Origin of the sequence: Planococcus rifietoensis, from assembly GCF_001465795.2 — a bacterium.
Lineage (GTDB): Bacteria > Bacillota > Bacilli > Bacillales_A > Planococcaceae > Planococcus > Planococcus rifietoensis.
The window spans coordinates 602636-617240 of the sequence record NZ_CP013659.2; the positions used below are offsets into that span (position 1 = coordinate 602636).

Annotated in this window: 16 protein-coding genes; 11 read left to right on the forward strand and 5 right to left on the reverse strand. The window is 50.4% G+C overall.

The features are described from left to right. Positions 1-24 precede the first annotated feature (24 nt). From AUC31_RS02845 to AUC31_RS02870, 6 genes are all read left to right on the forward strand, one after another. Complete coding sequence (locus AUC31_RS02845; RefSeq protein WP_058381462.1) at positions 25-846, forward strand: DUF3100 domain-containing protein; 822 nt, start codon at positions 25-27, stop codon at positions 844-846. Next, positions 839-1291, forward strand: coding sequence for a hypothetical protein (locus AUC31_RS02850; protein WP_058381461.1), 453 nt, complete (start codon positions 839-841; stop codon positions 1289-1291). Before AUC31_RS02845 ends, AUC31_RS02850 begins: the two co-directional genes overlap by 8 nt. A gap of 255 nt (positions 1292-1546) precedes the next feature. Then, complete coding sequence (locus tag AUC31_RS02855) at positions 1547-2692, forward strand: glycerate kinase (RefSeq protein ID WP_058381460.1); 1146 nt, start codon at positions 1547-1549, stop codon at positions 2690-2692. Between the two features lie 118 nt (positions 2693-2810). After that, the gene (locus AUC31_RS02860; RefSeq protein ID WP_058381459.1) at positions 2811-3170 is read left to right on the forward strand and encodes a hypothetical protein; all 360 of its coding nucleotides are present in this window, start codon (positions 2811-2813) and stop codon (positions 3168-3170) included. A gap of 112 nt (positions 3171-3282) precedes the next feature. After that, positions 3283-4581 carry an MFS transporter gene (locus AUC31_RS02865; protein ID WP_058381458.1) on the forward strand — a complete coding sequence of 433 codons (1299 nt, stop codon included), beginning with the start codon at positions 3283-3285 and terminating at the stop codon, positions 4579-4581. Between the two features lie 123 nt (positions 4582-4704). After that, a complete protein-coding gene (locus tag AUC31_RS02870; RefSeq protein ID WP_058381457.1) occupies positions 4705-5559 on the forward strand; it encodes a YusW family protein in 855 nt (284 codons plus the stop codon). 128 nt (positions 5560-5687) lie between these two features. Here the strand turns inward: AUC31_RS02870 and AUC31_RS02875 are convergent, their stop codons facing one another. The 5 genes from AUC31_RS02875 to cysK all read right to left on the reverse strand — a co-directional run bounded on the left by AUC31_RS02875 (position 5688) and on the right by cysK (position 10163). Continuing rightward, positions 5688-6680 (reverse strand): ABC transporter substrate-binding protein, encoded by a 993-nt coding sequence (locus AUC31_RS02875; protein WP_058381456.1) that lies wholly within the window; start codon positions 6678-6680, stop codon positions 5688-5690. 31 nt (positions 6681-6711) lie between these two features. Next, positions 6712-7467 (reverse strand): ABC transporter permease, encoded by a 756-nt coding sequence (locus tag AUC31_RS02880; protein ID WP_058381455.1) that lies wholly within the window; start codon positions 7465-7467, stop codon positions 6712-6714. Further along, positions 7451-8239, reverse strand: a complete 789-nt coding sequence (locus AUC31_RS02885) for an ABC transporter ATP-binding protein (RefSeq protein WP_058381454.1) — start codon at positions 8237-8239, stop codon at positions 7451-7453. The genes AUC31_RS02880 and AUC31_RS02885 overlap by 17 nt, the downstream gene beginning before the upstream one ends. Before the next feature lie 273 nt (positions 8240-8512). After that, positions 8513-9163 carry a peroxiredoxin-like family protein gene (locus AUC31_RS02890; RefSeq protein ID WP_058381453.1) on the reverse strand — a complete coding sequence of 217 codons (651 nt, stop codon included), beginning with the start codon at positions 9161-9163 and terminating at the stop codon, positions 8513-8515. 82 nt (positions 9164-9245) lie between these two features. Next, positions 9246-10163, reverse strand: coding sequence for a cysteine synthase A (cysK, locus tag AUC31_RS02895; RefSeq protein ID WP_058381452.1), 918 nt, complete (start codon positions 10161-10163; stop codon positions 9246-9248). A gap of 253 nt (positions 10164-10416) precedes the next feature. Between cysK and AUC31_RS02900 the strand changes: the two genes are divergently transcribed. From AUC31_RS02900 to AUC31_RS02920, 5 genes are all read left to right on the forward strand, one after another. Next, a complete protein-coding gene (locus tag AUC31_RS02900) occupies positions 10417-11073 on the forward strand; it encodes a potassium channel family protein (protein WP_058383682.1) in 657 nt (218 codons plus the stop codon). 39 nt (positions 11074-11112) lie between these two features. Next, complete coding sequence (locus AUC31_RS02905) at positions 11113-11778, forward strand: reverse transcriptase-like protein (RefSeq protein ID WP_058381451.1); 666 nt, start codon at positions 11113-11115, stop codon at positions 11776-11778. Positions 11779-11973: 195 nt separating this feature from the next. Further along, entirely contained in the window at positions 11974-12774 is an 801-nt protein-coding gene (locus tag AUC31_RS02910) for a DUF4397 domain-containing protein (protein WP_058381450.1), read from the forward strand. After that, positions 12743-13444: a class F sortase gene (locus AUC31_RS02915; protein ID WP_237150697.1), complete on the forward strand. Its 702-nt coding sequence runs from the start codon at positions 12743-12745 to the stop codon at positions 13442-13444. Before AUC31_RS02910 ends, AUC31_RS02915 begins: the two co-directional genes overlap by 32 nt. 213 nt (positions 13445-13657) lie before the next feature. Then, positions 13658-14461 (forward strand): ion transporter, encoded by an 804-nt coding sequence (locus AUC31_RS02920; RefSeq protein ID WP_058381448.1) that lies wholly within the window; start codon positions 13658-13660, stop codon positions 14459-14461. The last annotated feature ends 144 nt before the right edge of the window (positions 14462-14605 follow it).

Consider the following 14605-nt stretch of genomic DNA (forward strand, 5'->3'; position numbering starts at 1 on the left):
TTCCGAAGAAAGCGAGGAGAAGAGATGGAGAAAGTAGAATTGAAAACTGTTATTAAGGATTGGCGTTTGCATGCCATTGCATTCATTTTGGTAGCCATCACCGAAGCGATCGGCCAATTCAGCATTGCTGTGGGGCCAGGAGTTATTCTATTATTACCGATGCTATATGCATTCTTTTTGGGTCTTGGCTTATATTTCACGCCGCTCATTTCCGAGAAAAACGCCAAAAATGCAGAACCGCTCATTATTTTAGGGGTGACATTGCTCATTGCCAAAATCGGGGTCACAATCGGGCCGCAAATTGAAGCGATTATCGCAGCGGGTCCGGCACTTTTACTGCAGGAACTTGGCAATTTGGGAACGATTTTCCTGGCACTGCCGCTTGCGGTGCTGCTCGGGTTCCGTCGTGAAAGCATCGGCATGACCCACTCGATTGCACGTGAGCCGAATGTCGGGCTGATCGTTAACAAGTTCGGATTCTCTTCGCCAGAGGGCCGCGGCGTCATGGCGGTCTATATTTTCGGAACAGTGTTTGGAGCCGTTTTTCTCGGCTTAATATCTGGATTGCTTGCGACGGCGACGCCGCTGCATCCTCTGTCGTTCGCCATGGCATCGGGCGTCGGGAGCGGGTCGATGATGGCTGCGGCCAGTGGTTCGCTGATTGGTGCATATCCGGAATTGGAAGAACAGATTGTTGCCTTTGCGGGAGCGAGCAATTTGCTGTCGCTTTCTACTGGCTTGTATTTCAGTATCTTCATCGGCTTGCCGCTGACGGAGAAATTGTACAGCATCATGATGAGACGATCGGAACGAAAAGCTGCAAAAGGAGGCGGGCCGAATGCTTAAGAGTGTCATCGAATGGACGTGGGTATTGGCTATTTTCGGCGTCGCCGCCTTGATCGGCAATTGGTTCGGCATGGACGTCTTGCCATGGGAAGCGATTCCGGGAATGCTAATCTTGATCGCGGTAAGCCTCGTCGGTTTAATGCTGGAGAAAGCATTGCCCTTCAGCATGCCGGCAGTCGGCTATATCGGCATACTTGCCATCATCATTTCCTTGCCGTGGTTTCCGGGTTCGGATTATGTCGTTGCCTGGACCAGCCAAATCGGCATTCTGGCTCTTGCCACCCCGATTCTCGCTTATGCCGGCATCTCGGTCGGATCGAACTGGGCAGATTTTCGCAAACTGGGCTTCCGGAGCTTTTTGGTCGCCATCGCAGTATTCCTCGGAACTTTCATTGGTTCAGCGCTGATCGCTGAAGTGATCTTGCGCTGGCAAGGCATTATCTAAAGAAAAAATCCCCGCAGCGGTATTTGCTGCGGGGATTTTTGATCGAGCGCCAAAAGAAATGGCCCGATGCAGTCAACTGCATCGGGCCTTCAAAAAATTTGGGGGTGAAGGGGAAGCTCACTAAACGCTTCTGTTTATTAGTTACCACATGTCGATCAAGGCTAAACATCTTGCCGCAACTTTTTGAAACTTGTACATTCTATATAGATAGACTTTTTTGAACGATCGCATTTATTCAGATGGAGGGGGAGTAAGATGAAAATTATTGTGGCACCGGATTCTTTTAAAGGCAGCATCTCTGCTGAGCAAGCAGCGCGCGCAATGGCTGAAGGAATACTGGATGCAGCTCCAGGGAGCGAAGTCATCGAATTGCCGTCCGCGGATGGTGGCGAAGGCACCATGGCGAATCTCGTCGCAGCAACAAATGGCCGCATCGTTACACAACAAGTTTCAGGGCCGCTTGGCGAGTTGGTCTCTGCCAGTTATGGTGTGCTCGGAAACGGCAAGACTTGTGTCATTGAACTTGCAGAGGCATCGGGCCTGACCTTGCTTTCAGAAACAGAACGCGACCCGGAGCGTGCGTCGACGGAAGGCACCGGCGAATTGATCCGTTATGCGCTTGACGCGGGGTTCCGGGATTTTATTATTGGGCTTGGTGGCAGCGCGACGAATGACGGCGGCACAGGAATTCTCCGCGCGCTCGGCATGCGATTTCTCGATGCCGCAGGTGAGGCGCTGGCGCCAGGAGCTGGTACCTTGGGTGAACTACATGCGATAGATGAGGGTTCTTTTGACACGCGCATCCGGGATTGCCGATTCGTCATCGCGAGCGATGTCGACAATCCACTGATTGGCCCAAATGGCGCTTCGTATGTATTCGGTCCTCAAAAAGGTGCAACGGGTGAAATGGCAGGGGCGCTGGACGTGAAGTTACGCCATTACGCAGATTTTGTGGAAAAACAGACCGGACTTGCTTTGCATGATTATCCGGGAGCGGGGGCTGCAGGCGGCGCAGGCGGCGCGTTTTTGGCATTCTTTCCAGCTATTATGCAGCGCGGTATCGATGTCGTTCTTGAGGCTTCAGGTTTTTCAGAAAGCGTGGCGTCGAGTGATTTGATTTTCACAGGCGAAGGAAAATCGGACCGCCAGACTTTATCCGGAAAAACAGCTTTTGGCATTGCCCAAATGGCCGCTGCCCACGATAAGCCGGTCATCTTATTGTCAGGCGCGATTGACCCCGAAAGCCGCAAGGACTTGATGCACTTTTTCGAAGAAGTGCATTCAGTATCAGGTGGAGCTGTGACCGAAAAACAATCGATGGACAACGCCTATGTGCATGTGCGCAAACGGGCAGCGGAAATCCTCAACACTTATTTGGACAATCATCCACAATCCGATTAAGCATCCAGACAATTTTTATTTCGCACCAGGTGTAGCCAAAGGCGAAACGGGGTAAAAATCATTAACTGCCCCAAGCATGGATACATGCAGGCGAAATGAAAATAAGGAGGGATTTCCCGTGATGACGCCAATGACCAGAAGCAGGCTTCGGAAAGAAACCAACAGTTTGTATGCAGACATGATGGCTTTTTATAAACGTTTTTCCAAGGTCCACGAACCAGGGCCAACCGATTTACAGCGGATGAAATTGAATCTGGATAGGCTCCATCCAACTTCAACTGGAGAACAGATTGAAGCGATCCGTTTTTTGGAATTCTTTTTGGCGATCCATCTCGGGCAAATCGATTCCGTCCATGAAGCAGAGCGCATCCAATTGCTCGTACGTGCGAAAGAATACACAACCCGGGACACAAGGCAACGGCATGCGCTGAGAAAATGGCGGCGCGAAGTGGAAGAAAGCAGCGAACAAGCTGTTTGAGACAAAAGAGCCGCGAGCGGCTCTTTTTTTATTGCCTGGAATTCCATGCTCCATAGCAAAAGGAAACGCGCTATAATGAATCTGTTATTTAACCTTGAATGGAGGCCGAACGATGGCTAATGGAAGAACAAAAGCAGGCAGTCAAACGCTTGAAAGCTATGTCGAGTCGCCGGAAAAACTGCAGGGCTTGTATAAGCGCACCTTATGGATTGTCATGCTCTCGCAAATTTTCGGTGGAGCTGGCTTGGCTGCGGGGATTACAGTAGGCGCGTTGCTCGCGCGAGATATGCTTGGTACGGAAAGCTATGCGGGGCTTCCGGTCTTTCTCTTTACGCTCGGATCAGCAGGAGCGGCGCTCGTTGTCGGGCGCTTGTCCCAGCGTTTCGGCCGCAGGACAGGCTTGGCTGCCGGGTTTGTTACAGGCGGCATCGGTTCGATCGGTGTCGTATTTGCCGCGATATGGGGCAATGTCTTTCTACTATTCCTGTCGCTTGTCATCTACGGGGCAGGAACGGCGACGAATCTTCAAGCGCGTTATGCAGGAACAGACTTGGCAAGCACGAAGCAGCGTGGAACGGCCATTAGCATCGCTATGGTGGCGACAACGTTCGGTGCATTTGCCGGACCGAATCTTGTTGGCGTCATGGGAAGTTTCGCTGAATCCATCGGGGTTCCGTCACTTGCCGGCCCGTTCATTTTAGCGGGAGCTGCATACATACTGGCAGGCATCGTGTTATTTGCGCTATTGCGGCCAGATCCGCTCATGGTGTCGCGTTTTATCAGCGATCAGCAAAAGCGGGATCAAGCCGCGTCAGGAGAAGAACAAGTAGCGGGCCCAGCGGTCAATAGCCGCGGTGTTTTCCTCGGCGCAACAGTTATGGTCATCACACAAATTGTCATGGTTGCGATCATGACCATGACGCCGGTACATATGGGCCACCACGGCCATAGCCTCAATGCAATCGGCATGGTCATCGGCATCCATGTAGCGGCAATGTATTTGCCCTCGCTTGTGACTGGGGTGCTGGTCGATAAGGCCGGGCGCGTCGCAATGGTCGTCGCAGCGGGAGTGACCTTGCTCGCAGCTGGGCTTGTTGCGGCCTTCGCTCCTGGCGATTCGCTGTTTGTACTGATTCTGGCATTAGCGCTGCTTGGGCTTGGCTGGAACTTCGGGTTGATCAGCGGCACGGCATTGATTGTCGATTCGACGAAACCGAAAGCGCGGGCGAAAACACAAGGGTCGGTCGATGTCCTGATCGCCCTGGCCGGCGCGACTGGAGGCGGCATGTCGGGGATGGTCGTAGCCGGCACGAGCTTTGCGGTGCTGTCGCTTGCTGGCGGAATCCTGTCATTGTTATTGGTGCCTGTCGTCATTTGGTTTTGGCGCAGTCAAGAAACCAGTGTTTCATAAGGAACGGAGGCTTGGATGCCTCCGCTTTTTTTATTCTCATGGAATTTTAATGTTCTCCTCAGCAGTCACTCAGCCTGCGCGGATATGCTAGAACTATCATAAAGCGAGAAAGGGTGTTTGAAGATGAAGAAAATGACAGCAGGAATGGCCGCAGTGATTTTATTGGCAGGATGCGGCACAGCACAAGATACGAGCCAAACGACAACAGCGGATACTGAAAATGCAACGCAGCAACAGACAGATGCAACAAATGGCGATAGCGGAAAAGCGCAAGGTGCGTCCACTGAACAAGCGGACAGCGCGGAGAAGGAAGCAAAAGCTAACCAATCAGCATCTCCAGCAGCAAACGGCGAGATCCGCGAATTCGACTTGGATTTGAAGTTCACGGATGACCGTGAATGGGAATTTGATTACGACCGAAACGAAGCGTCGATCGAGCGCGATTCCGGAGACCGGTTATCTGGCCAGCAAGCCCAAGATGAATTTGCGCAGCTTTTCCAAGCCATCCAGTTTTCAACGGAACGCCCACTGGAGGACATCAAGCGCGAGGTGTTGGAAGCAGTCAATGCCGAGCAAGAGGGCGTGCGGGATTTTGAGATGGATGTAAAATTTGATTCAGGAGAAGAAATGGAAATCAATCACGATGTGAGAAACGGTGAAACTTCTGAAGAACTTAACGAATTTTCGCTTGAACTTAAGTTTGTGGATGGCGGTGAATCGAGTTATGACTTCGAAAGCGATGAGCGGGAAGCGGAGATCGAGCGCCGTGATGGATCGGAAAACGAAGGGGCAGCAGCACTTGAAGAGATGGAACAGTTGCTCAATCAAGTCAACATCGCGACGGACCGTTCCATTGATGACATGAAAGCCGAAGTGCTGCAGGCATTGTCGATCGATGCGGGTGAAGTAGAGGATTTTGAACTTGAAGTGGATTATCGTGGCGGTGAAGAGCTTAAGTTTTCACATGATATGAAATAACCCGTTGTATCCGATTTTGGGAAAAGCCATGTCCTAAGGATGGGTTGAACACTGATTCTATCAAGCCTCAGTTACGGACATAACGAAACCCCTCACCTGCATTGGTGAGGGGTTTCGCTTGATTCCATTTAGTTCAAAAACTGCGTATCGGTCAATTCGCTGAAGTCGGGTTTTTCTTTCAGGAATTTCAAGTCGAATGATGAATCGCCAAAGGCTTGGATTTCTTCGCCATCGATGTCCGTGCTGAAGAACATATTGTCCCAAGCGCCATCGATAACGGATTTTTCAAGTTCCTGGCCAGTGATGTCATCAATGGTGGAGATGACAATTTCCTTGGATTCCTCAGGATTTTCTTCAATATAAGCGGTAGCTTCTTCGTGCGCATCGACAATGGCCTGGACGGTTTCAGGATCAGACTCGATCAATTCGCTGGAAGTGACGAGGACAGATGCTGGAAGTGAAGTGCCGAAGGAAATCTCATCCGGTTCGATGATCACTTTGGCGCCGGTGTTTTGAGCGAGAACAGATGCCCAAGGTTCCGGGGCGACGGCGACATCGATTTTGCCCGTTTCGAACATGGCTTCATATTGTGCCGGCTTGCCGGTTTGGTGGATCATTTCGCCGCCGATGCGGTTGGATGTGATGTCGTTTTCTTTCATATACGTTTCGAACTGGACATCATGTGTGCAGCCGACGCGGGGAGTGATGAATGTGCTGCCGGGGATGTCTTCGATAGATTCGATGCCGCTGCCATCACGTGCCATGACGACGGTTCCGCCGCTCGCGCCGCCAGCGATCATGCGTACATCCGCGCCGTTCGTGTAGTTGTTCATTGCAGGCCCGGGACCAACTAGCCCGCCGTCGATGTCGCCAGTTTTCAGCGCCGTCATGAAGTCAGAGCCATCAGCGAATGTCACGTATTCGACATTCGTGCCTTCTGGCAAATTGTTTTCATAAAACTGCTGGTCTTTGGCGACCATTGCTGTTGCGTGGTCGAGGTTCGGGAAATAGCCGAGTACGATGGTGTCTTCGGAATCGCCTGTGGCAGCGCCAGATGCTCCGCAAGCTGACAGGATCCCCGCAGCCGCGAGTGAAGTTAAAATAAGTCCGGATCTTTTCATAAAATGATTCCTCCTCTAATGGTTTCAGGTTTTAGGATTCAAGTCCCCAGCGTTTCAGGACATTCTTTTCGATGCGTTGGAAAATCAATTGGTCGACGACTGCACCGACGACACCGATGATGATCATGACGCCGATGACCAGCGCCATATTGCCGAAGTCGGAAGCGTAGCGCAATGTATAGCCAAGCCCTGGCCCGGCACTAAGCAGTTCGCCGGCCATCAACGCACGCCAGGCAAATGCCCAGGCGAGGCGGGCGCCGGTTACGAGATAAGGGATGGAAGCCGGGATGATGACTTTCCAGAACAAGTCGATGCCGTTCGACCCCATTGTGCGTGCTGCTTTTATGTAGAGTGGATTGACGTTTTTAATGCCCGTCCGTACGTTGAGTGTCATGACGAATGTGCCGCCTAAAATGACAACGAAGATGATGGCACCTTCGCCGAGGCCGAACCACATCATTGCAAGCGGCAGCCAGATGATGCTCGGTACGCTTTGTAAGGCGAGCACCATCGAGCCGATTGTGTCATCGGCCGTTTTCGAGCGTGCCAGCAAAATGCCGAGCGCTGTGCCGATCAACAAGGAAACAGCGAGCCCGATCAACAGCCGGCGGAAACTCGCGACCAAATCATAGACCAAGGTCAGGTCAGCAAATCCTGCGACCAATGCATCCCATACGCTAAACGGGGAAGGGAGGATTGTTTCATGCCATAATTCGAAATGGGAACCGAGGCCCCAGAATAGGATAAGTCCAGTGAAAAACAAGAGGCGCTTAACTGCGGGCTTCATAGGCAAGCTCCTCGTTTATGACTTTGTCGATTTCGCCTTTTAACAGCCCCATGATGCGTTCTTCGAGTGCGGCGACTTGTTGTTTGTGTTCGTCCCGGGGGCGCGGGATATCGACTTCGATGTCGGCGATAACGGTGCCGGGCCGTGTGCCCATGACCACGATGCGATCCGATAGTTTGATCGATTCCTGTATGCTGTGCGTGACGAAGACGATGGTTTTCTGCGTATCGATCCAGATCTTCTCCAACTGTCCGTGAAGCCGGCTGCGCGTCTGTTCGTCAAGTGCGCCGAACGGTTCATCCATTAAGAGAACAGCCGGGTCCATCGCGAGTGAACGTGCGATTGAAACGCGCTGTTGCATGCCGCCCGACAGCTCGTGCGGGTAATGGCCTGCGTAATTGCTGAGCTGCACCATCTGCAGGAAATGGCGGGCGCGTTCAATCGCCTGCTTTTTATTCATTTCTTTGCGAAGTGGAAAGACGACATTTTCCGTAACGGTCATCCATGGAAACAAAGCGGCTTCCTGAAACACCATGCCGCGGTCTTTCCCGGGCTTTTGTACATTTTTTCCGTCGACGACGATGCCGCCCGACGAAGCGGAAGTCAGGCCGGCGATCATCGATAGTAAAGTCGACTTGCCGCAGCCGGAAGGGCCGAGAATCGAGACGAATTGGCCTTTCGGGATTTCCAGGTTGATATCTTCTAATACCGTATTGGCATTATTGTCTTTATCGGTATAGATCTTGTTGATGTGCTGGATTTCAATAAACAAAATAGTTCACCGGTTATAAAACCTACCTTTCTAATCGGGTATTGTTTAATAAAGTATAGTAGTTTTATAGGGATTGTCAATAATTCTCGGGAAAAAGTTTTTCTCGTAAACTAGGGCATCTTCATTCTCCTTTTGAGCTGTATTTATCCACATAGCTTCCGGATCAATAATAGCTGCGGTGCGGCCCCGATTTTTTAATTGTCGACACTGGACAACTCTTAGTGAAATCGAACAGAAAAAACCCTGCTTTTATTCAAAGCAGGGTTCTTACGACTATTGTATTTTTTTCAATTCTTCCAAGACTTTGGAAGGTTCAACGCGGTCTTTATAATCCGCTTTTGTATATTCGTAGGCAACCGTTCCATCGCCAGTAATAATGTAAGTAGCGGAAACTGGAAGCGTCCAATCAGCATCTCCGTTGTACTGGTCGACATCAAGTTTATTGTCTTTATAAATTTCGATTAGGTATTCCGGCAGCTGGTAGACCAAATTGAATTTGCTGGCGACTTTATTGCCGACATCGCTTAATACTTTATATTCCAAATCATGCTTTTCCAGTACAGACATGGAATGGTCAGGCGTCTGCGGGCTGATAGCCAATAGTTCGGCTCCAGCGCCATGTATTTCCCCGATAATCTGTTGGTAAGCCCGGAGCTCCATATTGCAGTAAGGGCACCAATTGCCGCGGTAAAAAGTCAGGATGACAGGTCCTTGCTTCAATTGATCATAAAGCTCCACGGATTTTCCTGCAGCGTCGGGCAAGGTGAAGTTCGGGGCTTTGGCACCTTTTTTTAAGCCGTTTCCTTCATCGGACGCTTCGAGTTCGGTGATGGCGTCCTGCATTTTTTGCTGGATTTCCTCTGGTTTTGATGCTTTGAATTTTTTGATGTATTCATCGAATTCACGTCTCATTTCGGTTGTCATGCCCATCATCTCCAGTCTATAGACTAATAAAGGTAATTGACTGCCTCACTTTGGAAAGCAGGGAATGGTCTCTTTGATGCGGTTATTCAAATAGGTTCATGCTCAAATAGCGTTCGCCGGTATCCGGGGCGATGCACAATACTTTTTTACCGGATCCGAGCCGTTTGGCGATTTCGATGGCTGCATAAATAGTGGCACCCGCAGAAGGGCCGACAAAGACGCCTTCTTCCCGGGCAGATCGGCGGAACATCTCGATGGCGTCTTCGTCTTCGATCGCCATGATTTCATCGTAGATCGCCGTATTCAATGTATCCGGCACGAATCCTGGGCTGGTGCCGACCAGTTTATGTTTGCCGGGTTTGCCGCCTGACAGCACAGGTGAGCCTTTCGGTTCGACAACTGTTATATGGAGGTTTGGCAAATGTTCTTTCAAGGTTTCACCGGTTCCGGTGATGGTGCCGCCTGTTCCGGCCGAAGCAACGAAGGCGTCGAGCTGCCCGTCCATTTGCTCGAGGATTTCAAGCGCCGTCGTGCCGCGGTGGGCATCGGGGTTGGCCGGATTTTCAAATTGCTGCGGGATGAAGCTGCCGGGAATCGTTTCACGCAATTCAAGCGCTTTGTGGATTGCACCCGGCATTTTGTCATCACTTGGCGTCAACACGACTTCCGAACCGAAAGCTTTCAGCAAATTGATGCGCTCTTGAGTGGCATTATCCGGCAGCACGAGGATGGAGCGGTAGCCTTTTGCTGCAGCGACCATCGCGAGGCCGATGCCGGTATTGCCGCTCGTCGGTTCGATGATTGTCGAGCCCGCCTTCAAGGCGCCAGACTCTTCAGCTTGCTTGATCATATTATAGGCCGCCCGGTCCTTGACGCTTTTGGTCGGGTTGAACATTTCCAGTTTTACATAGACGTCCGCTGCGCCTTCAGGGACAATGCGGTTCAATTTAACGACAGGCGTATCGCCGATCAGTTCCGTAATGGATTCAAATGGTTTCATCAACTAAACAACCTTTCTCTATCGGATATGAAGGATATTATCTACCATTGTAGTACAAAGCGAAAGGCTGTGCCATTCGCTTGTTTCAGGAGCTTATAAACGCCCTTATACATTATATAGAAGAAAGTTTGCCATCCCTTGCTTGGCTAAATAAGTCGAACGGGGTGAAATCTTCGACAAAATGCCAAAGAGTAGCGTACTATTTTGATAACGGGAAATCGTTCGAATCATGCAATGGAAAGTAGGGACAGACGTGAAAAAACAAATAGTGGTAATTGGGCTTGGGCGCTTCGGAAGCAGTGTCTGCAAAGAACTTTACGGGATGGGGCACGACATCATGGCAATCGATTCCAACCCGGAAACGGTCAGCACAATGTCCGATTATGCGAGCCATACGGCAACAGCCGATGCGACGGATGAAGGCAGCCTGAAATCGCTCGGTGTCCGGAACTTCGAATTTGCCATCGTCGCGATCGGCGATGACTTGCAGGCGAGCGTTTTGTGCACGCTCATGCTGAAAGAACTCGGCGTCCCAAAAGTTTGGGTCAAAGCACGCGACCAACAGCACCAAAAGATCCTCGAGCGCATCGGGGCAGACCGTGTCATCCAGCCGGAATACGAAATGGGCGTCCGCACGGCGCATCATATCGATTCTGAAAAAGTGGTCGATTACATCAACCTATCGGAGAACTACAGCATCATCGAGCTTGCGGCCTCAAAAAAAGTAATCGGCAAAACCCTTGGAGAACTGAATATCCGCAAAGATTACGGTTGCATGATTTTGGCAATCAAGCACGGCGAAGATGTCAATATCGCGCCGCTGCTCGAAGACCGAGTGGAAGCAGGCGATATTTTAATTGCGATGGGGCATAAAGACGACCTCAAACGCTTTGAAGACAAAGGGCTGTAAAGAACGACAGCCTAATCGATGGATAAAGGCGGTGGCTCGATGAAAGTACGGATCGATTGGACGTATAAATCACCGAAAAACAAAGTCGTGCAATTTCTCTCAGAAGAGCTTGACGCGAACGAAGCGCTGATGGTGGCGCAGGACTTGGAACGTACAGGTCGCACCAAGCGACTTCAGTTTGCCGACCGGCATAACAGCAATTGGAGCGTCAAGGAACTGAAAAATTACGTCAAGGAAGTGGAAACCGAGCCGCATGACGTCATCGCCTATTACGATGGCGGTTTTGACCGCCATTCAAAACGGGCGGGTCTTGGCTGTGCGGTTTACTTCAAACAAAACGGCAAGGACTATCGTTTGCGAAAAAATGCGCTCATCAACGAAATCGACTCGAATAATGAAGCGGAGTATGCGGCCCTATCGATGGCGGTACAAGAAATCGAATTTCTCGGCGTCCACCATCTTCCTGTCCGCTTGATTGGCGATTCGAGAACATTGGTCAATCAAATGAGCGGCGAATGGGCGGTGCCGGAAGAAACGTTGGCGAGGTGGGCTGACCGCATTGACCAGCGATTGGAGAAAATCGGCATCCATCCCGAATACGAATTCGTCCCGAGAAAAGAAAACGCCGAGGCGGATCGTTTGGCCACACAAGCTTTAGGAGAAATCATGATTGAAAGCCTTATTGATTTAAATGCTGATAATTGAACACATGAACACAAGTTGCCAGGAAGAAGCATTTCTGGCAACTTTTTCAATTCTATGTAAGTTTGTATCACTTTCCATGCCAAATCACTCAAATTTATCAGAATAGTGTGATATTTGTTGAAATTAAAGTTTCTAGGGTGTATAAATGAGGTGTACAAAAGTTATACAAATACTATATGGAAAGAGGTTGGACACATGAAGAAGTTATCTGTCTCTCTTGTCGCAATGCTGGTGCTGTTTTCCCTTCTCGCATCCTTAGTCATGGCGGATGAACACGGTGACATGGCAAAAGTACGGGTGTTGCACGCTTCGCCTGATGCCCCTGCAGTAGATGTATACGTCAATGGTGATTTAACGCTCGAAGAAGTACCATTCAAGACGGATTCAGGTTATTTGGAAGTCCCGGCTGGTACGCATGATGTAGAAGTCTTCGCTGCAGGTACTGAGTATGCAGCAGGTGAAGGCGTCTTGCAGGCTGACTTGGAAGTAGAAGCTGGAAAAGCTTATACAGTAGCTGCTGCCAACCTATTGGAATCCATCGAATTTGTAGTAGCTGAAGATTCCATGGAAGTTACTGAAGGCCAAGCGAAAATCCGCGTCGGCCATTTGTCCCCGGATGCTCCAGCAGTTGATGTTGGGATCATCGGTGGAGATGCATTGTTCAGCGGAGCAGAGTTCCCAGGAATCACGGATTACTCAGAAGTAGCTCCTGACACATATGACTTGGAAATCCGTTTGCCGGATGGCACACAAGTATTGCCGCTCGAAGGAACTGAACTAGCTGCAGATACTGTCTACTCTGTCTTTGCAGTCAATACAGTCGATTCCCTTGAAGTGATCGCCCTTGTCGATTACGAAGCAGCTGCTTCACCGGATGAAATGCCGACAACTGGACTTGGCACACCAGAACAGTCCCAGTCCATGTGGTTGTTGATCGGTGGCGCATTGTTCTTAGTAGCAGCTAGTGGGCTTGTGTGGAGAAAACGATTTCAATAAATTCGCATTGCTCCTCGCTGTCGTATTTCTTGCAGGATGTACGTCTGCCCCGCAAGATGAAGTGAGTATCCGCAGTGCGGAAGTCGGCTTTTCCGTCAAGGCGGAACCGGCGAGATCAGAACAACCGAAAGAAGTAGAGAAGGCGAAAGCCGCTGAGAAAGAAAAACCGGCGGCCAAGCCGAAGTCGAAGCAGGCAGCAAACCCGATTAATGAAGTGAACCAGCCAGGCATCGCGCCAGAGACGTTGTCAATCCCGTCCATTGGGCTGAAAGCGGATGTCACGCATCTCGGCGTGACCGACTCGGGGGAAATGGCGGTGCCGGATAACGGCGAAGAACTAAGCTGGTTTTCGCCGGGCTACCAACCCGGCCAAAGAGGGCGCGCGGTCATCGCTGGACATGTCGATGATTTGGACGGCCCGGCCGTGTTTTGGGACTTGACGGAACTCGAGCCGGGAGATGAAATTGTTGTAGCCGGCGACGATCGCGAGCTGCGGTTCAAGGTCCATACGATGGAGTCGGTGCCGCTCGATCTGGCGGATGTCGATTCGGTGTTCGGTTATCATTCATCCCCGGAGCTGGTGTTGATTACTTGCTCTGGAACTTATGATTATGACCGGGGCACGAGGGAAGAGCGCTTGATTGTCTACGCTTCGCTTGTACAAGAATAGAAAGCGTCTCCTTGGAGGCGCTTTTTTTTATGGCTTGGTTTTAGATTTGTTCCCGTGGCTTATGCCCACGGAGCTGTGAGGCCGTCACATTTTCGCAACAATACTCGAAGCAGCATCCCACTTGGAGACTACTTCCGGATAGCTGCATGATATAATTGGATGGAACTTTTTTTGTGGTTACATCAGATTATATAAGGAGTCGTCTATCGCCCTATGAAGGAATCATTAAAGCAAATCGTGGAAAGTGCGCGGTTCAATACATTCATCACTGTTTTAATTTTAATCAATGCCTTGCTGGTCGGTTTGGAGACCTATCCGTCGATTGCGGAAAACTACGGTTCATGGCTGTTGATACTGGATATCATCATTTTGGCATTTTTCACGTTGGAAATCCTCGCGAAACTCTTTGTTTACCGGGCGAAATTCTTTGGCAATGCATGGAATAATTTTGATTTCATCATCGTTGTGGGTAGCCTCATCCTCTACAACTCGCCATTTATCAGCGTATTGCGGATTTTCCGCGTGCTGCGGGTATTGCGGACGGTGTCGACCATTCCATCGCTGCGCCGCGTCGTGACGGCTTTGTTCATGGCCATTCCGACCATCACGAGCGTCATCTTGCTGATGTCGATCATTTTTTACGTTTATGCGGTCATCGGGACGTTCTTTTATGCGGACATTGAACCGGAATATTTCGGCGATCTTGGCCTTTCGCTCATTTCGCTGTTCCAGATTTTCACCTTGGAATCCTGGGCGAGCGGGATTTTCCGCCCGGTCTTTGCTGCGGAGCCCTGGTCTTGGCTGTATTTCATTTCCTTCATCATCGTCTCGACGTTCCTGATGATCAACTTGATCGTTGGGGAAATTGTCAATAACGCACAGAAGATCTCGGATGAAATCGACAAAGAGACGGCTGAACTCGAGGGCATCAAAGAAGACACTTCAGAAATTGAAGATTTGAGAAAAGAAGTCGGCGAACTGAAAAGCATGATCCAAACACTCGTCGACCGGAAATAACAGTAAGCATAAGAAGCTGCCCAAAATTGGGCAGCTTCTTTTTAGCTTGTTGAGGGAGCTAAGAAATCGTATTTTCCGAAGCTTATCGCTCGCTTTCCGTGGGCTCGCGCTCAAGCCTCCTCAGTCGCTGCGCTCCCTGCGGGG